This window comes from Paraburkholderia sp. HD33-4, from assembly GCF_021390635.1.
In the GTDB taxonomy this organism is placed as follows: domain Bacteria; phylum Pseudomonadota; class Gammaproteobacteria; order Burkholderiales; family Burkholderiaceae; genus Paraburkholderia.
On the sequence record NZ_JAJEJS010000001.1, the window covers coordinates 2,210,327 to 2,231,871 of the forward strand.

The 21,545-nt window shown below is 62.1% G+C and carries 20 protein-coding genes and 2 pseudogenes; 11 read left to right on the top strand and 11 right to left on the bottom strand.

The genetic code is table 11. The annotated features are described in order from the left end of the window. Position 1 precedes the first annotated feature (1 nt). Both L0U84_RS09740 and L0U84_RS09745 read left to right on the top strand, forming a co-directional pair. Positions 2-199, top strand: coding sequence for a hypothetical protein (locus tag L0U84_RS09740; protein ID WP_233849522.1), 198 nt, complete (start codon positions 2-4; stop codon positions 197-199). After that, positions 196-459, top strand: a complete 264-nt coding sequence (locus tag L0U84_RS09745) for a hypothetical protein (protein WP_233849524.1) — start codon at positions 196-198, stop codon at positions 457-459. Before L0U84_RS09740 ends, L0U84_RS09745 begins: the two co-directional genes overlap by 4 nt. A gap of 182 nt (positions 460-641) precedes the next feature. Here the strand turns inward: L0U84_RS09745 and L0U84_RS09750 are convergent, their stop codons facing one another. The 3 genes and pseudogenes from L0U84_RS09750 to L0U84_RS09760 all read right to left on the bottom strand — a co-directional run bounded on the left by L0U84_RS09750 (position 642) and on the right by L0U84_RS09760 (position 2,935). Next, the gene (locus L0U84_RS09750; protein WP_233849526.1) at positions 642-863 is read right to left on the bottom strand and encodes a hypothetical protein; all 222 of its coding nucleotides are present in this window, start codon (positions 861-863) and stop codon (positions 642-644) included. Positions 864-1,592: 729 nt separating this feature from the next. Continuing rightward, positions 1,593-1,847 (bottom strand): annotated as a pseudogene (locus L0U84_RS09755) (MFS transporter); the annotation flags it as partial. Positions 1,848-1,975: 128 nt separating this feature from the next. After that, positions 1,976-2,935, bottom strand: coding sequence for an MBL fold metallo-hydrolase (locus L0U84_RS09760; protein WP_233849528.1), 960 nt, complete (start codon positions 2,933-2,935; stop codon positions 1,976-1,978). 166 nt (positions 2,936-3,101) lie between these two features. Between L0U84_RS09760 and L0U84_RS09765 the strand changes: the two genes are divergently transcribed. Both L0U84_RS09765 and L0U84_RS09770 read left to right on the top strand, forming a co-directional pair. After that, the gene (locus L0U84_RS09765) at positions 3,102-3,917 is read left to right on the top strand and encodes an IclR family transcriptional regulator (protein ID WP_233849530.1); all 816 of its coding nucleotides are present in this window, start codon (positions 3,102-3,104) and stop codon (positions 3,915-3,917) included. Next, complete coding sequence (locus tag L0U84_RS09770; protein ID WP_233849531.1) at positions 3,907-4,743, top strand: IclR family transcriptional regulator; 837 nt, start codon at positions 3,907-3,909, stop codon at positions 4,741-4,743. Before L0U84_RS09765 ends, L0U84_RS09770 begins: the two co-directional genes overlap by 11 nt. A gap of 1 nt (position 4,744) precedes the next feature. Here L0U84_RS09770 and maiA read toward each other — a convergent pair whose 3' ends face one another. From maiA to L0U84_RS09800, 6 genes are all read right to left on the bottom strand, one after another. Continuing rightward, positions 4,745-5,413 (bottom strand): maleylacetoacetate isomerase, encoded by a 669-nt coding sequence (gene maiA, locus L0U84_RS09775; RefSeq protein ID WP_233849532.1) that lies wholly within the window; start codon positions 5,411-5,413, stop codon positions 4,745-4,747. After that, positions 5,410-6,717, bottom strand: coding sequence for a fumarylacetoacetase (gene fahA / locus L0U84_RS09780; RefSeq protein WP_233849533.1), 1,308 nt, complete (start codon positions 6,715-6,717; stop codon positions 5,410-5,412). The genes maiA and fahA overlap by 4 nt, the downstream gene beginning before the upstream one ends. After that, a complete protein-coding gene (gene hmgA / locus L0U84_RS09785; RefSeq protein WP_233849534.1) occupies positions 6,714-8,048 on the bottom strand; it encodes a homogentisate 1,2-dioxygenase in 1,335 nt (444 codons plus the stop codon). The genes fahA and hmgA overlap by 4 nt, the downstream gene beginning before the upstream one ends. Before the next feature lie 29 nt (positions 8,049-8,077). After that, positions 8,078-8,305 carry a DUF2783 domain-containing protein gene (locus L0U84_RS09790; protein ID WP_233851992.1) on the bottom strand — a complete coding sequence of 76 codons (228 nt, stop codon included), beginning with the start codon at positions 8,303-8,305 and terminating at the stop codon, positions 8,078-8,080. Positions 8,306-8,310: 5 nt separating this feature from the next. Further along, complete coding sequence (locus L0U84_RS09795; protein ID WP_233849535.1) at positions 8,311-9,993, bottom strand: FAD-dependent oxidoreductase; 1,683 nt, start codon at positions 9,991-9,993, stop codon at positions 8,311-8,313. 486 nt (positions 9,994-10,479) lie between these two features. Next, positions 10,480-11,406, bottom strand: a complete 927-nt coding sequence (locus L0U84_RS09800) for a LysR substrate-binding domain-containing protein (RefSeq protein ID WP_233849536.1) — start codon at positions 11,404-11,406, stop codon at positions 10,480-10,482. 263 nt (positions 11,407-11,669) lie between these two features. Between L0U84_RS09800 and L0U84_RS09805 the strand changes: the two genes are divergently transcribed. The 3 genes from L0U84_RS09805 (at position 11,670) to L0U84_RS09815 (ending at position 15,843) form a co-directional block, all read left to right on the top strand. Beyond that, complete coding sequence (locus L0U84_RS09805) at positions 11,670-12,983, top strand: MFS transporter (RefSeq protein ID WP_233849537.1); 1,314 nt, start codon at positions 11,670-11,672, stop codon at positions 12,981-12,983. A 46-nt stretch (positions 12,984-13,029) separates the two neighbouring features. Then, positions 13,030-14,493 carry an amidase family protein gene (locus L0U84_RS09810; RefSeq protein ID WP_233849539.1) on the top strand — a complete coding sequence of 488 codons (1,464 nt, stop codon included), beginning with the start codon at positions 13,030-13,032 and terminating at the stop codon, positions 14,491-14,493. A 147-nt stretch (positions 14,494-14,640) separates the two neighbouring features. Further along, entirely contained in the window at positions 14,641-15,843 is a 1,203-nt protein-coding gene (locus L0U84_RS09815; RefSeq protein ID WP_233849541.1) for a porin, read from the top strand. Between the two features lie 408 nt (positions 15,844-16,251). Here L0U84_RS09815 and L0U84_RS09820 read toward each other — a convergent pair whose 3' ends face one another. Continuing rightward, positions 16,252-16,494 (bottom strand): hypothetical protein, encoded by a 243-nt coding sequence (locus tag L0U84_RS09820; RefSeq protein WP_233849543.1) that lies wholly within the window; start codon positions 16,492-16,494, stop codon positions 16,252-16,254. A gap of 170 nt (positions 16,495-16,664) precedes the next feature. Here L0U84_RS09820 and L0U84_RS09825 point away from each other — a divergent pair, with 170 nt between their 5' ends. The 3 genes from L0U84_RS09825 to L0U84_RS09835 all read left to right on the top strand — a co-directional run bounded on the left by L0U84_RS09825 (position 16,665) and on the right by L0U84_RS09835 (position 18,082). Next, positions 16,665-17,024 (top strand): response regulator, encoded by a 360-nt coding sequence (locus tag L0U84_RS09825; protein WP_233849544.1) that lies wholly within the window; start codon positions 16,665-16,667, stop codon positions 17,022-17,024. Positions 17,025-17,558: 534 nt separating this feature from the next. After that, positions 17,559-17,918 (top strand): hypothetical protein, encoded by a 360-nt coding sequence (locus L0U84_RS09830; RefSeq protein WP_233849545.1) that lies wholly within the window; start codon positions 17,559-17,561, stop codon positions 17,916-17,918. A 2-nt stretch (positions 17,919-17,920) separates the two neighbouring features. After that, positions 17,921-18,082 (top strand): hypothetical protein, encoded by a 162-nt coding sequence (locus L0U84_RS09835; protein ID WP_233849546.1) that lies wholly within the window; start codon positions 17,921-17,923, stop codon positions 18,080-18,082. A 415-nt stretch (positions 18,083-18,497) separates the two neighbouring features. Here L0U84_RS09835 and L0U84_RS09840 read toward each other — a convergent pair whose 3' ends face one another. Next, positions 18,498-20,996: a glucose/quinate/shikimate family membrane-bound PQQ-dependent dehydrogenase gene (locus L0U84_RS09840; RefSeq protein WP_233849547.1), complete on the bottom strand. Its 2,499-nt coding sequence runs from the start codon at positions 20,994-20,996 to the stop codon at positions 18,498-18,500. A 432-nt stretch (positions 20,997-21,428) separates the two neighbouring features. On the opposite strand from L0U84_RS09840, the pseudogene L0U84_RS09845 reads away from it, so the two are divergent. Then, a pseudogene (locus L0U84_RS09845) lies at positions 21,429-21,512 on the top strand (IS5/IS1182 family transposase); the annotation flags it as partial. Positions 21,513-21,545 lie beyond the last annotated feature (33 nt).

The window sequence follows — 21,545 nt, forward strand, 5'->3', positions numbered from 1 at the left end:
CATGGATACCGGCGCGGCGACATTCTCACGAGTGGTTTCCGAGGTGCTTTCAGGCACCGCGCACTGGGTTGCACGATCATCGGCTGACCGCGACATCCACCCGGCACCGCTGGTCCTGACGCCCGACGCCCGCCGTCGGCACGACGCCGAACGCAAGCGCCGCCAGCGTGCCGGACTCGCCGCCCGGAGGCAATCATGAGCGCCGACCGGGTATCCCTGCGCATCCTCATCTCCCGCGACGACCTGCGTGAAGTCGATCGCCGTGCCAGCGCCGCAGGTACGCCACGCGAGGTCATCGCGGCACAGCTGGTCGTGCAGGCGCTGCGCGATCCCGGTCAGGCGATGGTCAGTCCCGCCACCGCCTCGACCGCGCCGACGCGCTTCGAGGCCGCAGTATGGGCCGACTCGCTCGGCGATCCCGCCATTCTCGATGCGCTGGCGAAACTGGCTGGTGCATAGCATCCGTCGCGACCTGCGACACTTCCGCTGATTTCAGCGGAAGTTCGTCACCTTCTTCACGACCGCCAACTTCCGGCAAATTTGCCGGAAGTTCGCCAGCGAACTCGGCATGTTTCGCGGCAACGTTGCGCGACTTCTCGCCGGGTTCGACTTGTGCCGATTTCGGCACAGGTTGCGCGTTGCTACATCACTTCCACGACACTGCTGATCACCGCACGCGCTGCCCTGATGTGTTCGCCTGCCCCGGCGACAAGGTTCCCTGCATCGTGATCCGTGATCATCGGGTACGCCGCGTCCAGCGTCGAGACGGCGATGTCGAGCAGCACGGCGGCACGCTCCAGCGCTTCATGGGTGGATTCGATAACCGGGACCTGCGCGCGGGTGCGCCTGCTTGGGGGCTTCATCGTGAGGTTCCTGTGTGCGTTCTTTTTGGGCCGCCAATCATAACGCGACGGTACCGCGCCGACTTCGGCACGTTCGAGGAATACTGTACGGCGCGGTGGGAGTGGGAACGTGCGCACGTCTATCGCCTGATCGACGCCGCGACACCCGCTGAGCGTTTGTCTCCCGTGGGAGACATTCCATCCTGCGAGCGCCATGCACGCCCGCTGCTGCGGCTCGACAAGAACGACGAGCGCGTGAGGATCAATGCTCGCGCGCCGCGAGCGTTGATCGGCGCGGGGCACACGACCGGGGGGGCGGGCAGAAAAAAAACCGGTGGCCCTGAAAATCCCCGCAACCTATTCCTTGGCTAGAGCGCAAAAACACGACCGGGGGGTCGAGCCGCCCCTGCCCCGCACCGCACCGCACCGAGGGTGACAGGCGGGTTGCCGGGCGGTCAGCCCGGCGTGCGCCGCGGGTGCGGGCGGGTTGACCCCCGGATGTGGTTATGCGCTCTAGCGAGAAGATAAGGGGCTACTGAGATGTTCAGGAGCCCGGAATTTCTTTCGGTCCATCCCCCCACGCTGCCCTCCCCGGTTCGGCGAATCACTTCGACCCACGTTGACCCGTCAGGGCCACGAGAACGCGCGCTGACGGGCTCGCGCCGGGTCGCCAGTACGTTCGTATCCGTGGGGGTCTCGAAGCCGTGACAGGGCAGGATTTTCGGGTGGATTGCCGAGTACATTTCGAGTGTTGTTTGTCACCTCACACAGGACGTAACCGATGTAGAACACCGCCGCCCCGAGCCCGTACATCGCATCGCTAAACCCCAGGTCGTGCTTCATTTGCAGTTGCGCGAAGCCGATGTTAATGCGGTCCAGAAAGGACACGACGTAACAAAGAAACAGGAACGGGATGATGCGCCAGGCGACCTTGGCGAGAATCTGATGGTCGTCCGCAGTCGCGCCGAGCGCTCGCGACGATTCGATATCTAGCGATTTGTGCATTGTGTGTCTCCACGACGCCGCTGGTTCGATAGGGGCCTCGTTTGTTGCCACGAGCGTCTGACGCGCCCTTGCCGAATGGCATGAAAAAAGGCCCCATGTGCGGGACCCCCTGGAGTGCGGCTGAGCCCTCAGTCCTGCAGCGCGGCCCACATTTCCTTGTCGCGCTGTGCCGTCCAGATCCGCGGATGCTTGATCCCAGCCGCCTCGTCATAGGCGCGCGAAACGTCAAACGGCAGGCAATGCTCGTAGATGAAGACGTGGCCGAACTTCGGGTCCATCGACTTGCGCGTGTGCGCCATCGAACCCTTCAGATCGAGCTTTTCGGCGACAGCCTCGCGGCCCGCCTGTAGCAGCGTCGTGACGAAATCCTTTGTGTAGTCGAGGCCCTTGTCGACTTCCGCCGGCGATAGCAACGCCGGGCCGCGGCCCGGCACGAGCTTCTCGGCCTTCAGCGCGCGCAGCGCTTCGAGCGTCGCGGGCCATTCTTCGAGTTGAGCGTCGCCGCAATAGCAGGCTGCGTCGTACTCGACGAGATCGCCCGAGAACAGCACCTTCTGCGACGGCAGCCAGACAACCGTATCGCCCTTCGTGTGACCTGCGCCGAGATGCGCGATCTTCACTTCGAGCTTGCCGAGGAACAGCGTGATCTCCTTCTCGAACACGAGCGTCGGCCACGTGAGGCCGGGCACCGTCTCCACGCCAGCGAAGAGACGCGGAAAGCGCTCGATCTCCGATTTCATGTCCTGCTCGCCGCGCTCGACGATCATTTCGTACGTGCCGCGGCTCGCGATGACCTGCTGCGCGCCTTCCTCGAAGTATGCCGACGCGCCGAGCACGCGCACCGCGTGGTAATGCGACAGGACCACGTACCTGATCGGCTTGTCGGTGACGCTGCGAATTTTCGCGATGAGATCCTGCGCCATTGCAGGGGTGGCCGTCGTGTCGACGATCAGCACGCCGTCGTCTCCAATGATGACGCCCGAATTCGGATCGCCTTCCGCCGTGTACGCGTAGGCGTTTTCCGAGAGCTGCGTGAAGGTGACTTTCTTCTCTTCCAGGTCGGCCTGGGATGCGAACGCTTTTGCCATGTCTGTCTCCGTAAATCGGCGGGGGATGGCTCATAGTCGCGTCGCACGATAAATTTGTCAATAGCAAATATGCTTGCTATAGTTAAACTTCGGGAAAACCCCGGTGCTGTCCGGCGCTGACCGAATGCGCTAGCATGGCCGCTCGACGGTGACGCGGAAAGGTGGGTTGGATAAATTGAAAGAGGCAACAGAGAAAACACAGCGAGGCATTCAAAGCGTCGAGGTCGCCGGTCGTATCCTGGAAGCGCTGGCGCAGCGGCGCGAGCCGGTGGCTCTGAGCGAACTGGCTGGCGCTGCGAACCTTTCCACCGCCCAGGCTCATACCTACCTCGTCAGCCTGACAAGGCTCGGGCTCGTTAAACGCGATGCGATGACGGGCTACTACGAACCCGGCCCGCTTTCGCTGCGCCTCGGACTCATGTTCGTCGAGCAGCAGGAGGCATATCGCGCCGCGGCGCCCCATGCGGCGGAGCTCGCGAGAAAGCTCGGATTCAGCGTGGCAGTATGCGTCGCAGGTGCACAAGGACCGATGATCGTGCGCTATGAGCGCGGCGCCTACCCGCTGCACGTTAACCTCCACATTGGAACTGTCATGTCGCTGCGCTCGACCTCCACCGGGCGGATCTTCAGCGCGTTCCTGAAGCCCGATGAGTTGGCCGCAATGATGCAAAGTCAGGGGTTTGCGCGGCCGAACGTCGGCATTGATCACGACGAATCGCCTGAGGGGACGAAGACCGAGAGTCTCGAAGACGTGAGAAAACGCGGTATGGCTCGAAGCATCGATGTACCAAGCCCTGGGATCAGTAGCCTGAGCGCGCCCGTCTTCGACGCTGACGGAAACATGCAGCTCGCGCTGACCGTGATCGGCCCGTCAGGTGCAATGGATACTGCCTGGAAGGGCCCGGTCGCGACCGACCTTCGGGATGTCTCTCGACGTATTACGGAAGCCATGGCTGACAGGGTGTCGAGCCATGCAATCTGACTTCACCGGCAATTCCAACGATGCCGCAGGCAGCCAGGACATCAAGGCGCAACGCGGGATCAATGCGCTCGACAGCACGGGCGAGCTTCTGGTGGCGCTGACAGCGGCCGGCCAACCGATGACCCTGCGCGATCTTGCGGCCGCTGCTGGGATGCCTCCGGCCAAAGCCTTCCCGCATCTCGTGAGCCTGCAAAAGATCGGCCTGCTTTCCCGCGCTGACGACGGCTGTTTCTCGGCAGGCTCATTAGGCTTGGAACTGGGTTTGATCGCACTACAACGCATGTCTCCCACCCGCGATGCCGAACCGGAGATCGCGTCGCTTGCCGCGACGACGCAACTGACGGTGGCCGCCGCCACGCTCGGGCCACTTGGTCCGACGATTATCAGCCTCGAGGAATCTGCGCGGCCGCAGCATATCAGCCTGCGGATAGGTACAGTGATGTCGCTGGTCAATACGGCGATTGGACGGGTCTTTGCCGCGCACCTGCCGAAAGACGCGCTGGAACGTCTACTGACCGACGAGCCCATCAGGCTCGCGGGCGCGCAAGCGGAGCATGTGCTTTCGCGCGCGTACCTTGAGCGGCTGAACCGTATCCGCGCTAGTGGAATCGACGAGGCATTCGATGCGCCCGTGCCCGGCGTCGGCACCTTCGCCGCGCCGGTTCTCGATCACACGGGCACCATCCCGCTGGTCATTGCGGTCATCGGCCCGTCCGCCACCTTCGATCCGGACCCGCAAGGGCCGGTCGGTCGCGCGCTGCTGACCGCGGCCCAGCGTCTGTCACGGCGTTTCGGCTCGCTCGGCGCGGCAACGCCCGCCGCCTGACTCAAGCATCGGCGTCCGGCTGCTTGCCGGGCTCGGCTGCGGCAAACGCCGGGTGCGTCATGGCAAAATCGGCGATGCGAACGATCGTTGGGTAGCGGGTCAACGGAATCTCGAAACGGCGCGCGTTCCATACCTGTGGAACCAGACATATGTCCGCAAGCGTCGGCGCGTCTCCAAAAACGAAGCGGCCGACGCGCGAATCCGCCGACAGGCGCTCCTCCAGCGAAGCGAAACCCAGATCGATCCAGTGTCGATACCAGGCCTGCTTCTGCGTCTGCGATGCACCTATTTCGCCGAGCAGGTAGTTGAGGACACGCAGATTAGCGACCGGATGGATCTCGCAGGCGATCTGCAGCGCGACGGATCGCACGAAAGCCCGGTCGAGCGGCGACGCGGGCAGCAATGCAGGCGTCGGATGAAGTTCGTCGAGGTACTCGACGATCGCCAGCGACTGCGTAAGCACGGCGCGAGCATCGCCGTCACTGACAGTGAGTGCAGGCACGAGCCCATCTGGATTGACCGCACGGTACGATGGCTTCAACTGTTCACCGCCGTTGCGTACCAGATGCACGGGCGCCTGATCGTATGCGAGGCCTTTCAGATTGAGTGCGATGCGCACGCGATACGACGCCGAGCTGCGAAAATAACCATGCAGTATGAGTTCGCTCATACCGTCGCCCTTGCCGGCAGCACCTTTCCGGCACAGGAACCGAAACCGACGCGATAGCCGTCGCCCTGACACCACCCCCGCAGGATCAGCTCATCACCGTCTTCGATGAACGAACGAGTCTGCCCTGACTGCAGTTGCAGCGGACGCTGACCATTCCATGTCGATTCGAGTAAAGAGCCGCATGAATCCGGCGTCGGTCCGCTGATCGTTCCCGAACCCATGAGGTCGCCGACGCGCACGTTACATCCGCCGCAGGTGTGATGAGCGAGTTGCTGCGCCATCGTCCAATACATGTGGCGGAAATTGGTGCGCGAGATGGTTTGAGCCTCGGACTCGCCGTCGCCGCGCAGACCGACTTCCAGATGAATGTCGAACGCATGCCGACCCGCATGACGCAGGTACGAAAGCGGCTGCGGGTTCTGTTCCGGCTGCTCGCAACGGAACGGCTCGAGCGCGTCGAGCGTGACGATCCACGGCGAGATCGTCGTCGCAAAGCCCTTCGAATTAAAGGGCCCAAGCGGAACATATTCCCATTGCTGGATGTCGCGGGCGCTCCAGTCGTTGAGCAACACCATGCCAAAGATGTGTTGTTCCGCTCGCTCGCAGGCAAGCGCATCCCCTAGCGAACTGGGGGCGCCGATGATGAAACCCATCTCCAGCTCGATATCGAGCTTGCGGCTGGCGCCGAAAATGGGTCGCTCGTTGTCCGGCAGCTTGATCTGTCCGTTGGGCCGCGTCACGGGTGTGCCGCTCACGACGATCGACGACGCACGCCCGTTGTAGCCGATGGGAATTTCAAGCCAGTTCGGCAAAAGCGCGTTCTTGGGATCGCGGAACATCGAACCGACGTTGATCGCATGCTCTTTCGACGAGTAGAAATCAGTGTAGCCCGGAATCTCCACCGGAAGATGCAGACGCGCGTCCGTCTTTGCGATCAACGCACGCTTGCGGATAGCCGCGTTGTCGCGCAGCTCCGCATTGTTCGCTTCGAGCAAAGCCGACAGCCTCGCACGCAGCCCCCTCCACTGCGCCCTGCCCGTCGCGATGAACGCATTCAGCGAGATGCTTTCGAACAGCGCCGCGTTTTGTGCGAGCAAGCCTTCTTTCGCGAGAACGGCGAGGTCGAGAATTGAATCGCCGATGGCTACGCCCACTCGCGGTGCCGCATTCGAGCGGTCACTAAAGATGCCGAACGGCAGGTTCTGGATTGGGAAATCGCATTCGGGCACGTTGGCCGATTCGACCCAGCTCTTCAGGTTCGGATCGTTGGCCGCCTGCCAATTATCAGCGTTGGATCCGTTCATGCCTGTTTCTCCCCTGCGAAGTTGTTCTTCAGTCCCTGCCAGCATTCGAAGTACTCTGCCTGCAACTGCGATGTCTTGAGCGCGAACTCGGTTGGCCGGATTACACGCGGCGTCTCGAACATGAAGGCCATCGTGTCGTCCACCTTGTGCGGCTTTGTGGTATCACTAGCCGAGGCCTTTTCGAACGTTTGTGCATCGGGTCCGTGGCCCGACATGCAGTTGTGCAGACTCGCTCCTCCCGGCATGAAACCCTCCTCCTTCGCGTCGTACGCGCCGTGGATGAGACCCATGAACTCGCTTGCGACATTGCGGTGAAACCACGGCGGACGGAAGGTGTCCTCGCCCACCAGCCAACGCGGCGGGAAGATCACGAAGTCGAGCGAATGCACGCCTTCCGTGTCGCTCGGCGACTGCAGCACCAGAAAGATGGACGGATCGGGATGGTCGAAGCTGATCGAGCCAATCGTGTTGAAACGCCGCAAGTCGTACTTATACGGCGCATAGTTGCCGTGCCAGGCGACGACGTCGAGCGGCGAGTGGTCGATGTCGGCACACCACAGGCTGCCGCCGAACTTGGCCACAAGTTCGAACTTGCCCGTGCGGTCCTCGAACGCGGCCACCGGAGTAAGGAAGTCACGCGGATTAGCAAGTCCGTTGGAGCCGATCGGTCCCAGATCCGGCAACGCAAGCAGAGCGCCAAAATTCTCGCAGACGTAGCCACGCGCACGGCCATCGGGAAGAGCCACCGAGAAACGCACGCCGCGCGGAACCACAGCGATCTCGAACGGTTCGAGGTCGATCACGCCGAGTTCAGTCGCGAGCGTCAGACGGCCCTGTTGCGGAACGATGAGTAGTTCGCCATCGGCCGAGTAGAAGTAGCGATCCTTCATCGACCGGGTTGCAGCGTACAGGTGAATCGCGCAACCGGACATGGATGCGGCCGAGCCGTTCCCCGCCATTGTCACCAAGGAGTCCACGAAATCGACGGGCTCGTCTCCGAAGGGCAGCGGGTCCCAGCGTAGCTGGTCGGGCGGCGTCTTCGGGACCGTCGAAAAGTCTCCGACGATACGGTCGTTCTCAATCGGCCGGAACGGCCGGTGCACGGCGGCGGGGCGGATCCGGTAAAGCCACGAGCGTCGATTGTGCGCGCGCGGAGCCGTGAATGCAGTTCCTGACAGTTGTTCCCCGTACAGTCCTCTCGCCACGCGCTGAGGGGAATTCCGGCCGACGGGAAGAACGTCCGCGATCGCTTCGGTGGCGAACTCGTTGCCGAACCCGGATTGGTACGGTGAGCCTGCAGCCAACGTCAGGCCGTGACTGTTTTCCGACATGGTCGCTCCATTCAAAGTCAGATCCTGATTCAATGGGTCTGCGCAACAACCTGCTCGACCGGAGAAACACCGGCACGCGCCTTCGCGAATGCCTCCTTGAGTACGTCGATGTCGCCGATGTGGTTTGCAAGCAGAAGCACCAGCTTCGCATTGACAAGCTGACTGTCTGCTTCGGTCAGGCCGTTGTGCGTCTCGATCAGTTGCTCGTAAAACGCGTCCATGTCCGCGATGTTGGGTTCAATGTTCAAATGGCTCATGGTGTTCATCCGTTGCAGGTAGCGCGGCTGAGCGCCGCTGAGATCGATTCAGTGTTCAACTCGCGCCAGCGCGCGCAAACATGCTGATCCGGACGCAACAAGTAGAACGTGCCCGGGCGTGCATCGAATCGATGCGTGACGATGCCTTCGACGTCCTCGACGACGAGCGCATCAGATACGGCGCACGCGCTGGCGCCGCGGGGAATAACGATCAGCGGGCGTACCGGGATGGGCAAACGGGACAGTGCGCCAAGCTGCGCGGCGGTCGTGGCGACGTCGTCGTCCGCGCCGCAGAAATAGATGCCGGTAAACTCGCCGCCCGCGATCTGATTGAGAAACCACGCTTGCCTGCCTTCGACTTTGACGGGCGCGTCAGCGCTTACAGCACCCGGAACCATCGTGCACGAGAATGCGTCGGCGGTTCGGTCGGGCGTGTTCAACGGCGAGCCGGAAAGTACCGCCGGCACCGACAACCGGCCGCTGTTGACGATGCGACGCGCAAATGGATAGTCTTTCGCGAGCTTCAGCGTCGCGTCGCGAAAAAGACGCGAGACAGCGCTTTTGGGCGTGATGAAGTCCGTCGCACGCGTCGAGTTGAGGATGTTTTCGTCAGCGGCGTATTCACGCTCCGATGAGTAGGTGTCGAGCAGAGCCGACGGCGCATCGCCGTTGAGAACGAGCTTTAGCTTCCAGACGAGGTTGTCGGCGTCCTGCACGCCGCTATTCGCACCGCGCGCACCGAACGGCGACACGCCATGCGCGGAATCCCCAGCAAACAGCACTCGTCCATGGCGGAACGAGTCCATACGAAGGCACGAGAACGTGTACACGCTGACCCATTCGAGATCGAACTCGACATCTTCACCAAGGAGCGCCTTCACGCGCGGAATCACACGCTCAGGCGCCTTTTCCGCGACGGGGTCGGCATCCCAGCCGAGCTGAAAGTCGATACGCCATACGTCATCGGGCTGGCGGTGCAGAAGAACGGACTGATTGCGGTGGAACGGCGGATCGAACCAGAACCAGCGCTCCGTTGGAAACGACGCCTTCATCTTCACATCTGCGATGAGGAAGCGATCCTTGAACGTGCGGCCTTTGCTGTCTAAGCCGAGCATGTTGCGCATCGCACTGCGTGCACCATCAGCGGCGATCACGTACCGGGCGCGAAGCGAGTAAGCACCGTCAGGCGTCTCGACCTGCAATTCGACGTGGTCGTCGCGCTGCGTGAGGCCGACAACGTTGCTTTTCCAGCGCATCTGCAGGTTGTCGAGCTGCATCGCCCGCTCCGCGAGGTAACCCTCGACGTAATACTGCTGAAGATTAATGAACGCCGGGCGCGCGTGGCCGGTCTCGGGCAGCAGGTTGAATGTGTAGATCAGTTCGTCCTGAAGAAACACCTTGCCGACGTTCCAGCTCACGCCCTTCTCGACCATGCTGTCGCCACAGCCCAGGCGATCGAAGATTTCGAGCGTTCGCTTGGCAAAACAGATTGCGCGCGATCCGCTGGAAAGCGTGTCGTCGTTATCGACGAGCACAGTCTTGATACCTTGCTGCGCCAGATCGATCGCCGCGGCCAATCCAACCGGGCCGGCCCCTACAACGACAACGGGATGAATGACAGCGCTTTTGGCATCGTGGTCTGCTGCTCGAACGTAGTCGAACCGCAGTGTCTGGTAGTCGATCGGCATGGGCGTCTCTCAGGTTCTCATTAATCTATAGCAAGTCTACTTGCTATATGCGAATAAACACATTGTAGAGAGGTGGGAAGCGCGTGAAATCTGTGTTTACCCTAATACTGACAATTGGGTTGGGACGCGGCGATGCGGCAACGCGCGTGAGGTCGGTGCCGCGGGCTCGCCACGGAAAGACGGTATATGCAGGGACACGAGGGGAATCGGCGCAGGGATGGACACGCGCCGCAGCCTCGTCAAGCGGCAGCCCAATCATCCACTCTACAAACGTGGCGCGGCGACCATGTTTCAAGTCGAAGCGCGCGCGCTCCGAACACAGCCGGCTAAATCCGCGCGAACTGGCTGGGATACACGACTACGGCGACGGGCTGGCGCACAAGGAAGTCGCGCAGCGCACGACAAGAGTGAAATTCCGCAGCTGCTCGCGTCGATGCCGCCTGCCGCACGTGCGGCCGACGACCTCTGACGACGTGGCCACGGCGCTCAGTCCGCTGCGACCGCGGCGTAGTCGAAATCGGGCGCCGACGCCACCGCGTCCGAGAAACACTCGATCAGATAGTCGCAGGCGGCCGTATTGAGCGCATCGCGCCGCGAAATGATGCCCACGGACACACGCGGCAGCGGCTCGCGTATGGGCAATGCAACCACATGCTGGCGAAACCAGTCGGACTCGACAAAACTCTTGGGACAACAGGACAGATAGTTGCTGTTCGACGACAGCGCAAAACTCCCGCTGAACGAACTGCATTCGACCACCACGCGCGGCGCCGCCGCGCCCACGTCGACGAAGTAGTCCTGCAACACGCGGCCGATGCTTTCGGGCGTCGTGTTCAGCATCCATTCCGCGCCTTCGAGCTCGGCGATGGACTGCGCATTGGCAAGCGGATGCCCTTTGCGCGCGGATATGATCAGTTCCGCCTCCAGTAGCGGACGGAACTGGAATTCGGCCGCGATCTTCGAGTCGTCGACGATTGCGATGGCGAAGTCCAGCGTGCCGTCGCGCAGGCCCGCAAGCGCCGAACTGAGGAAGCCTTCCTGCACGGACAGACGCGTCTTCGGCATGCGCAGCCGGAACGTGTGAAGCGCGCGCGCCAGGTACTTCAGCGAGACGAGCGGCGTGACCGCACACGACACCCTACCGCCTTCGAAACCCGACAGCTGGATCACGTCTTCACGCGCGTGCTGCATTTCGGCGAGGATCAGCTTCGCGCGTGCGTAAATCGCCTGGCCGAACTGCGTGAGTTGTGCGCCACGGGCATTGCGGGCGACGAGCGGCACACCGAGATCCTGTTCCAGTTCGCGGATCGCCTTGGTAAGCGCGGGTTGCGACAGGCAGACCGTGCGCGCGGCAGCACGCAGGCTGCCGTGTTCGGCAATCGCAACGAGCGCGCGTAGCTGGTTGTGTTTCAAGCGCGTGAGCCAATTGAGGTGATGGGACTTCCCATCCTATCTCGACAAAGCAGATGTCGACATGAGGCTTACCCCGCATAAGCGCCGCATGCGATAACCCGCCGTTATCACGATAAGAAAAAGCAAATCCGTCTGGCCATTTTGGCTCTCTAGACTTTCCCTGTCGTCAAACAGTTTCCATCGGTGTCCTGAAGTTGCTGCCTTTGCGCAACGACGCCGACGTGCCGTTTCGAAAACACTCACTTCCGACAGGGATGCCGTTCATGAAGTCACCGTCTCTCAGTTCCGCGGGCGCAGCGCAGTCCGTCGCGCGAACGCAGTCGATTTCCACACGCGGTCTGATCGTCGCGACGACGATCGGCAATGCATTCGAGTTTTTCGACCTGACCGTCTACAGCTTCTTCGCCGTGCTGCTCGGCAAGCTGTTTTTTCCGGCCGCTTCCTCGGAACAGCAATTGTTGTTGTCCGTCGGCACGTTCGGGGTCGGGTTTATCGCGCGGCCGATTGGTGGCGTGATGTTCGGGGTGCTTGCGGACCGGTTTGGGCGCATCGTCGCGATGAATCTCACGCTGCTGATGATGGCGCTCGGTACGGGTCTGATGGGGCTCGCGCCGACGTATGCGCAGATCGGCATGACGGCGCCCATCATCGTGCTGGTCGCACGGCTGTTGCAGGGCTTTTCCGCGGGCGGAGAAGTGGGCGTCGCGACCACGCTGCTGGCCGAGCGCGCCTCGGCGCAGCGGCGCGGCTTCGTCACGAGCTGGCAGTTCGCAAGCCAGGGCGCGGCGGCGCTCGCGGGATCGCTCGTGGGTTTTCTGCTTTCGCATTTTCTCGATGCCGCATCCCTTGAAAGCTGGGGCTGGCGCGTACCGTTTCTCTCCGGCGTGCTGATCGCGCCGCTCGGGCTGTATCTGCGCGCGCGCGTCGGCGAAGACGGACACGGCACGCGCAGCGCTGCGAAGCCTGAGCGCGGTGTGCTCAAGACTGTGTTCGCGCGTGACGGCAAGCTATTGCTGCTCGCGTTTTTGCTGGTGATCGGTGGCACGTCGGCGCATTTCATCGTGCTGTATTACATGTCCACTTACGCGATCAAGGTGCTGCATCTGCCGATGGATACGGCGATGTGGTGCGGCATTCTCTCAGGCGCGGTGATGCTGGTGATGTCACCCATTGGCGGCCTGTGGTCCGATCGCTACGGACGCAAGCGCGTGACCTTCATCTCGCGCCTGCTACTGACACTGCTGATCCTGCCGGGTTTCCATGCTATCGCCCATAGCCCGACCGTGGGCACTCTGTATCTCGTCGTCTGCACACTCGCCGCGTTGCACTCGATCAATGCAGGCGCGACGGGGCCGCTGCTTCCCGAGATGTTTCCAGGCGGCACGCGCGCCACGGGTCTATCGATTTCGTATGCCGCGGGCGTATCGATATTCGGTGGCTTCGCGCAGTTCGTCGTGACGTGGCTCATCGGCGCGACAGGCAATGCCGCCGCGCCCGCGTGGTACGTGATCGTGTGCGGCGTCGCCTCGCTGGTCGCGCTCGCGTTTGTGACCGACCGCACCCGCGATGAAATCTGATTGTTCGATAAGTATCGAATCGCCGAATCAACCCAAGAGTACCGACATGGCCGACTACTTGCATCTCGACCCGAATCCCGTTTCTGCCGATTCGCTGTGCGACGCACCCGCGCTCACGCTGCTGGATCTGCAACGCAGGCGCGAAGTGAGCGCCCTCGAAATCCTCGACGCGCATCTGGCGCGAATCGACGCTGTGAACCCCAGCGTGAACGCGCTCGTGACGCTCGGCGACACGCATGCGCTGCGGCAACGCGCCCGCCTGATCGACAGCCGTTGGACACGCGGCGAATGGCAAGGACCGCTACATGGCCTGCCGGTATCGCATAAGGACCTCACGCCGACGCGTGGCGTGCGCACCACGTTCGGCTCCAAAGCGTTCGAGCATCACGTGCCCGCCCAAGACGCGCTGATTGTGCGCCGTTGCGACACCGCGGGCGCACTGATGCTCGGCAAGTCGAACACGCCAGAATTCGGCGCAGGTTCCCATACATTCAATGAGGTGTTCGGCGTGACGCGCAATCCGTGGGACCTGAGCCGCTCCGCGGGCGGCAGTAGCGGTGGCGCGGCGGTCTCGGTGGCGTGCGGGATGAATCCACTTGCATGCGGCAGCGACATGGGCGGCTCGTTGCGCAATCCGGCTGCATGGAACGGGGTGGTCGGCTTGCGTCCGTCACCCGGGCGCGTGCCTCGCGCGCCAGACACGAACGGCTGGGGAACGCTCGGAGTCGACGGCCCGATGGCACGCAACGTTGCGGATACGGCGCTGCTGCTCAGCGCGATCTCCGGTCCGGGAGGCGAGACAGCGACGGAACTGGCTGAGCCAGGCGCCCTCTTCGCACGGCCTCTTGACCGTGATTTTTCCGGCGTGCGTGTGGCCATGTCGAGAGGGCTCGCGGGCTTGCCCGTCGATCCCGAGATCGAGCGCATGGTGCAAACACAGACCCATGTGTTCGAGGCGCTCGGCTGTGAAGTCGTGTTTGCCGATCCCGATCTGGCCGACGCTGAAGACCTGTTCCGCATCGAGCGCGCATGGATGATCGGCACGCTCGTGCAGCAGCTCAGCGACGAAGCGCGAGCGCAGCTCAAGCCTGAGATCGAAGACGAGTGCCTGTTGCATCGTTCGCTAAGCGCCGCGGACATCGGTCAGATGTTCGTGCGCAAGACCGCGCTGTTTCAACGCATGCGCAGCTTCATGAACGATCATGCCTTCTACGTGTTGCCCGCCACGCAAATGCTGCCGTTCGACGCCGGATCGCGCTGGCCCACGTCGTTCATGGGACAAACGTACACCTCATACATCGACTGGATGCGCATCTGCTGGTATCTGTCGTCGACGGAATCGCCGGTGCTCGCCGTGCCCTGTGGATTCAGCGCATCGGGGCTTCCCATTGGCATGCAGATCGCCGGTCGCTATCGCGACGACTGGGGCGTGCTGCAACTCGGCCACGCCTACGAACAAGCGGCGGCGCGGAGCGCGCCGCGTCCGCCTGTGATCGACGCGCACAGCTAACGCTGTATCACCCGGTCACATCGACGCGGCTCCCGCATGGAGCTGTGGGACAGCGCTCGCGCCTGCGGCTTGCCACACGCGTCGCCCACTACGTTTTGCCCGGTCAACGGACATTCAACCTGCAACTCAACCTGAGCGTCAGACAATATGAAAAAAACGCTGTTCGCCGCGTGCGTCGCGGCCGCCGCACCCGTGTGCGTCCATGCACAAAGCTCGGTCACGCTGTATGGGATCATCGACGAAGGCATTAGCTATTTCAGCAACGCCGCGACGACCAATGCAAATGGTAGCGTGTCGGGGCATAGCGCGGTGCGACTACTTAGCGGCGTGATGCAGCAGAGTCGTTGGGGGCTGCGAGGTTCCGAAGACCTCGGCAGCGGACTGAATGCGATCTTTGTTCTCGAAAACGGCTTCGATGCAAGCACAGGCAAGGCTGGCCAGGGCGGACTGCTGTTCGGCAAGAAGGCATATGTTGGCATGTCCGGCCCGTTCGGCACGGTCATGCTGGGACGACAGTACGACACGAACGTGGACATCATCGGGCCGATGATAGCGGCCGGCCAATGGGGCGGCTACACGGCGGCGCATCCCGGTGATCTCGACAACATCAACAACACCAACTCAACCAACAACGCGATCAAGTTCATTAGCAACAACTACGGCGGCCTGACGCTCGAAGGTATGTTCGGCCTTGGCGGCGTGGCCGGCAACTTCGCCCGCAACCGCATCTGGTCCGTCACCGCAGGCTATGCGAGCGGCCCCTGGATACTTGGCGCGGGCTACCTGGATGTCGCAAATCCGAACACGTCGTTCTTCGGCAACGGTGGCAGCCCTGCAGCGACTGTCAACGGCGTGCCCGGCAACAATATGCTGTCGCCTGTGTACTCGGGGTATGCCTCAGCCAGGTCGATGAGCGTGATCGATGCGGCGGCAGCCTATGTGATCGGCTCCGCCACCGTAGGCGCAGTCTGGTCGAACACCCGTTATCAGAACCTCGGTGATCTGTCGTCGGGTCCAAATCCGCTCGGTCTGAGCGGCACCGCGACGCTAAACAATGCGGAAGTCAACTTCCGCTATCAGTTTACGCCTACGCTACTCGCGGGCCTCGCATACGACTACACCAAGGGTAGTTCGGTGGCTGGCAAGACGGGCGCCAGTTATCACCAGTTCGGAGCGGGTGTCGATTATTTCGTTTCGAAGCGCACCGATGTGTATCTGATCGCTGTCTATCAGAAAGCGTCCGGCATCGATTCGACGGGCGAGCAGGCTGTCGCGGCAATCAATGGACCGTCGGCGTCGGCCAACGATAAGCAAGCCATTGGGCGAGTCGGACTCCGTCACAAGTTCTGATGACAGTCGCCACTTGCGAGTTCCCCGCATAAACACACGGCATGACGCGTACACCTTTAACGGCGATCGTCTCGTGTTCGCTTGGAAATCGACTACCGAACTCTATCCTGGACAGCAGAAGCAGGTTGGCCACTGCCACACACCATGCGGCAGTCGGCCATACCCCACCCTTCAGTGAGGGTACCGTCATCGATACCGTGCGGACTGCTGGCGCGCAAATGACAGCTTCCGGGCTGCAACTGACTCTCGCCCCGCCAAGTTGGTCGGCTAGTCATCGGCCAAAGTTGACATTCAAGTCCCAGCTTTCGTCGGGCAGCTACATGCCGGTTTCCAGCCGTTCGGACCTCTGCACTTGCGAATAGTGTGAGCACAACGGGGGCACGGTGTATCACGCTCGGATCCCGACGTTCAGAACGAGTGCCGCATGCCGAGCATCACGCCAACCTGTTTCGCGCCTCGCTCGACGGTACCGCCAGCGGCCACCGACGTGCTGCCGTTTCGACCGTTAATCATGTAACCCACGGAAGAATAGACAGAGGTGTTCTTACTCAGAAGATAGCTGGCGCGCGCGACGAGCCCGGTCGAACTCGTCATCCGTGGCTGGATGTATTTGGCGACCTGCGCATCAATCACCAGCGATGCGATCGGCACCACACGTAGCAAATGGGCAAGAGATATGAGTACTCCCGCTTACGAATCTCTGAATCCCCCTCGTAATCCACTTCGAGGGCGCTAGGCACAGCGGCACGTATCGGGTGATGACAAGGTCGGTCAACGTCAACTACGGAGCGGGATCAAATTCTCGTAACAGGAGATACTGAATGAACGTGCTCGTTGTTGACGACAATGAGTCTGTCGCGGACAGTCTCGCTTTCCTGCTGGACTGCTATGGCCACCATGCTGCTGTGGCCCACGATGGCAAAACTGCGCTCACGCTCCTTCGTACCAGCGCTTTTGAAATCACTTTCCTTGACGAGAACCTGCCTGACATCAAAGGCAGTGCTGTCGCACGGTCGCTAAGGGAAACGCCGATTAGCTCCGGGGCTTTTCTCGTCTCAATGACGGGAGACGTTGACAGTCAGGGAGACGCTACCCGGCTCTTCAATGTCTGTCTGAAGAAGCCGTTCTCCTTCGAGGTACTCATGCAGGTCATCGACGACGCTCCCTCGATTCAAAACTGAAACGTCGGTGGCCACCGGCGATATCGACCTTCAGCCCCGCGCTGGACCTTGTCCGGTGAGCCGTGCAAACCCACGGCGGCCCGCCACGGAAACCTGGATAGCGCCACGCACTAGCCGGTGTTTCGGAAGTGAATCAAGGACTCGCCAGGCCTCCCTCCATGTGGACGACGCCCCGCTACGCTGCGGCTGGCGATCGGTGCGTGCGTGATTTCAAACGGTCGCGGCATATGCAACGCGATTTAACGTTTCGCAAATGAAACGCTTTGCCAAAAATCGCACTCTCAACTAATAAATTGCGGGCCACCGCACACAGAAAATCGCGTGTGGCACAGTCCGTGCTGGTACCCTTCGCTCGTTTTACCGGACAGACACGGGCAGATTTCTTATCGGTTTCCTTGGGCATTGCAGCCATGGTCATGGTGACATCAGGCTGTTTTGACGATGCTCGAAGGCTGAACAAAAAACGGGATTGTGCGGCTTTACTCACTGCAATCCACAACGGGGCGTGCCACGCCGCGCGTCGGGGGAGGTGCGATGTACGGTATCAACGATGTGTCAGTGCAGTCCTTCTATTCTCAAACACCCGAAACGTTCAAGGCACTGCAGCGCCTGGTCACGGTACTGGACGATTTCTACGGACCCAGGCAGTTGCTGGTGAAGTTGGCGGACCAAATTGGACGCACGATCGCGGCAATGCGGTCAGATGGCGTCATCACGCCGCAGTCTTCCGCTGTCGATATTCATGGCAAGCTTCAGGAACGGTTCACCCGATTCTTCGAGGCATTCGTCACCCGAGCAGGCGCACATGCCGCTGCCGCAGTCATCTTCAATGACAAGGTGTCCAGAAAGGTGTCCAGAGATATCGTCGAGACATACGTCATCTACGGGGTATAAAAATGACCCGGCTAAAGAAGCTGTTCAATGTGGCGGCGCTGCTGTTCATGGTCTGCTGGTGCCTCGCCTTACTCGTGCCGGAACAGCCGGCCTGTGAGCACGGCACGCATGCGGGCGCGAGCGGGGAGCACCCGACGGATGCGCAAATCATGTGCTCCCGGTGATCATCTCTGTTCTCCGAACATTAACGGCTCTGGCTGGTGGGCCTGAGTTCCCTTCCTTCGCCGAACAGCGGGGCGCCCAGCCCTTCTACGGCGCACCAAGCGCCTCCCTCAGTCCGGTCATGCTGGGACCGGTCCGCCTCCCGGTGGCTGCCCATGCGTCGTGCCCACGCCGCCTCTGCCGGATAGCGGCTGATTGCAAGGTCCATTGCGCGTCGCCGGTGAGCGAGTCCAGTTCGTCCCAGAACACTGGCCAGGTTCGGTCACTCGAAGCGGATTGGCTGAGAGCAGCAAGAAAGCCAACTTCGGTCATTCACCGACTCCCGTCGCTGCTATTTCCCAAGTGCAACTTTTCATAAAGTCGGAAAGCGCAGCCACGGTCGAAAAACCCGCCATTAGCGGACGGCTCGCGCCCCGCTCACGGCTGGGGCAACGCATAGGCAACCACGTAGTCGCCGAGCTTCGTGCCGAATGAACCGTGCCCACCGGCCGCGATCACAACGAACTGGCGGCCGTTGACCGAGTACGTCATCGGCGTGGCCTGGCCGCCTGCGGGCAGGCGTGCCTGCCAGAGCAGATTACCGTCATTGACGTCGAACGCGCGCAGGTAGTTGTCCGCCGTCGCGCCGATGAAGACGACACCGCCCGCCGTCACCATCGGGCCGCCGAGCATTGGCATGCCCATTCTGAACGACAGCGGAAACGGAGAGCTGTCACGCACGGTCCCGATGCGGCGCTTCCACACGATCTGGTTGGTCTTGAGATCGATCGCCGCGATGTAGCCCCAGGCCGGCTGCTTGCATGGCAGGCCGAATGGCGAAAAGAACGGGTTCAGCGTCACGCCGAAGGGCACGCCGTATTGCGGCTGGATGCCTGCCTCCGTGCCGCTTCCCTTCGCGCCCGGCTCCGGCTCCATCGGGTTGCCCGGCCCGCGCGGAACGAGACGCGAGACGAAAGGCAGCGCGATCGGGTTTGCAACGGCAACCTGCCGGTCGGTGTCGATGGCAAGGCCGCCCCACTCGAACATGCCGAGATTGCCCGGGAACACGAGCGAGCCCTGAAGTGAAGGCGGCGTGAAAGTGCCCTCATAGCGAAGCCTGTGGAACATCACGCGGCATACGAGCTGGTCGTACATCGTGGCGCCCCACATGTCGGCATCCGTGAGGTTCTTCGAGGGGCGAAACGTGAGCTCGGAGAACGGCTGCGTGGGCGAAACGTGATCGCCGGGCGCAGCGCCTTGGGGCACCGGCATTTCGGGCGCAGGTACTACGAGCGCGCCCGTGCGACGGTCCAGCACGAACAGGTTGCCGGTCTTCGCTGGCGCGTACACGACCGGTACGGTCTTGCCGTCCTTGTCGGTGATGTCGGCAAGCGTGGGCTGCGAAGGTTGGTCCATGTCCCAGAGATCGTGGTGCACCGTCTGGTAGAACCAGGCGAGCTTGCCCGTCGATGCGTGCAGGGCGAGCAGACCCGTCGCGTAACGCTCCATGTCGGGCGTGCGGTCGCCGCCCCAGATGTCTGGCGTCTTCACACCCATCGGCAGATAGACGATGTCGAGCTTCGGATCATAGGCGGCAGGCGCCCATGAGTTCGGCGAGTTCCATGAGTAGTGTCCGCCCGGGCCCGGAATCCTGTTCGGATCCGCCGCGCCCGGATCGAATGCCCAGAGCAGTTCGCCCGTCCGCACGTCGTAGCCGCGGATCACACCCGAGGGCTCGCGGGTCGAGAAGTTGTCCTCGACCGCGCCCGCCACGACGATCACCTTGTTCGTGACGATGGGCGGCGACGTGGGCTCGTACATGCCGGGCGTCGTCACAGGCATAGCGTGCTGCAGGTCAAGGTCGCCGTCGTTGCCGAAGCCCGGGCAGCGTTCGCCTGTCAGCGCGTCGAGCGCATAGAGGTGGCCGTCGTTGACGGGCAGCAGGATGCGGCGCATACACGCGCCGTTAGCGGCAGTCGTGGTTTCGCTCGCAGGGGCGGTGGCTTCCGTACCCGACGCGGCGTCGCTTGCCGGCGCGGCAGCCTCGGCACCCGATGCGGCCGTGGCATCGGACGCCGCCATGGCGTCGCTCGCGCTCGTCGCGCTTGCGGCGCTCGCCGAAAAGTCGACAAACGACACGCCCCGGCAGGTCACGTGCTGGAACGAAGGATCGGCCTTGAGCTTCGGATCGAACTTCCATTTGAGCTGGCCCGTTTGCGCGTCCAGCGCGAACAGGATCTGGTGGGGCGAGCACAGGTACAGCAGATCGCCGATCTTGATCGGCGTGACTTCGTTGGTAATTTCGACCGGATCGTTGGGCCCCTTCGTGTCGCCCGTGCGGAAGGTCCATGCCAGTTGGAGCTTATGTGCATTTTCTGGCGTGATCTGGTGCAGCGGCGAATAGCGCGTGCCTTGCTGGTCGCGGCCATAAGCCGGCCACTCGGAAGGCTGGATGCCCTCCGGGTGCGCCGCGGGCGTAGCTCTCGCCGAGGTCAGCGTGCCATTCAGTTGTTGCGGATCGTTGAAGTGCGCATAGACGAGCACGCCGCCCCAAACGACCAGCCCGACTACGAGCGAGACCACGCCGAACCTGCGCGGGGGCTCGAGCCGCCAGCTCATGAGTAGCAGCAGCCACACGCCGAACACAACCAGCACGCCAGAGCGCGGCACGAGCGCCCAGAAGTCGGACCCCGCCTCCCAGAGTCCCCAGATCGCGGTGCCGATCAGCACGAGCGCATACACGACGAAAGCCGCAGCGCTGGCCCGCCAGAGCAGCCACGCGAAGATGAGCAGCACGATGCCCGTCACGACGTAGTACGGCGAGCCGCCGAGCGAGAGCAGCCACCCGCCGCCGATCAGCAAATAGATGGCGGTGAGCAACGTGAACAGCACGGAGATGACGCCGATGACGCTCAGCGGTTTCGATAGTCTGGCCATGATCTCAACCTTCCTTGAAGAACGTCTGCGATGATGGATAGAGCGTTGACTCAGAACACGTGCATCATCTCCACGTACGCAGCACAGGAACGTGCGCGCACTCAGGTTATACGTCGTGCCTGGCGCGAAGAGCATGGCGTGTCACGCGCGATCATGCGAGACATCGTCGTCGTTTTTACGTCAGCTCCCTCCTGGCGTATTCTTTCGTAGGCCGGTCCATGCCGGAGCGATTCAGGTGCAGACAAGGCGGTGCACCTGGCCAAAGCGCATCGACCACGGGGCCACCAATATCGGATCTATCGTCGGGGCAATCCAGTCGCATCGCGCACTAAAAAGCATAGCGAGTCATCGAAAAATCCGCTTTTCTGGGTGAGGGCGTGCGATAGAGCGCGTTCGCAACCAGCATTTTTCGTGCCGCCCTGCACCATCCGCTTGGGAAAGTCGTGGGTCGTCGAACGTACGCATGCCTGGTTGCATCATTTCCGTCGTCTACGTATCCGCTTCGAACGTCGCGCCGGTAGGGTCGAGAACTGGCGCGCGCACGTTAGG

Bases quoted from the DNA above. Each gene is read 5' to 3' on its own strand.
- L0U84_RS09760 (WP_233849528.1), bottom strand. From the start codon at position 2,935: ATGGCAAAAGCGTTCGCATCCCAGGCCGACCTGGAAGAGAAGAAAGTC.
- L0U84_RS09790 (WP_233851992.1), bottom strand. From the start codon at position 8,305: ATGAGCCATTTGAACATTGAACCCAACATCGCGGACATGGACGCGTTT.
- L0U84_RS09835 (WP_233849546.1), top strand. From the start codon at position 17,921: ATGACCCGGCTAAAGAAGCTGTTCAATGTGGCGGCGCTGCTGTTCATG.
- L0U84_RS09815 (WP_233849541.1), top strand. From the start codon at position 14,641: ATGAAAAAAACGCTGTTCGCCGCGTGCGTCGCGGCCGCCGCACCCGTG.
- hmgA (WP_233849534.1), bottom strand. From the start codon at position 8,048: ATGTCGGAAAACAGTCACGGCCTGACGTTGGCTGCAGGCTCACCGTAC.
- L0U84_RS09825 (WP_233849544.1), top strand. From the start codon at position 16,665: ATGAACGTGCTCGTTGTTGACGACAATGAGTCTGTCGCGGACAGTCTC.
- L0U84_RS09830 (WP_233849545.1), top strand. From the start codon at position 17,559: ATGTACGGTATCAACGATGTGTCAGTGCAGTCCTTCTATTCTCAAACA.
- L0U84_RS09740 (WP_233849522.1), top strand. From the start codon at position 2: ATGGATACCGGCGCGGCGACATTCTCACGAGTGGTTTCCGAGGTGCTT.
- L0U84_RS09745 (WP_233849524.1), top strand. From the start codon at position 196: ATGAGCGCCGACCGGGTATCCCTGCGCATCCTCATCTCCCGCGACGAC.
- L0U84_RS09770 (WP_233849531.1), top strand. From the start codon at position 3,907: ATGCAATCTGACTTCACCGGCAATTCCAACGATGCCGCAGGCAGCCAG.
- L0U84_RS09840 (WP_233849547.1), bottom strand. From the start codon at position 20,996: ATGGCCAGACTATCGAAACCGCTGAGCGTCATCGGCGTCATCTCCGTG.
- L0U84_RS09795 (WP_233849535.1), bottom strand. From the start codon at position 9,993: ATGCCGATCGACTACCAGACACTGCGGTTCGACTACGTTCGAGCAGCA.
- maiA (WP_233849532.1), bottom strand. From the start codon at position 5,413: ATGAGCGAACTCATACTGCATGGTTATTTTCGCAGCTCGGCGTCGTAT.
- L0U84_RS09810 (WP_233849539.1), top strand. From the start codon at position 13,030: ATGGCCGACTACTTGCATCTCGACCCGAATCCCGTTTCTGCCGATTCG.
- L0U84_RS09805 (WP_233849537.1), top strand. From the start codon at position 11,670: ATGAAGTCACCGTCTCTCAGTTCCGCGGGCGCAGCGCAGTCCGTCGCG.
- fahA (WP_233849533.1), bottom strand. From the start codon at position 6,717: ATGAACGGATCCAACGCTGATAATTGGCAGGCGGCCAACGATCCGAAC.
- L0U84_RS09750 (WP_233849526.1), bottom strand. From the start codon at position 863: ATGAAGCCCCCAAGCAGGCGCACCCGCGCGCAGGTCCCGGTTATCGAA.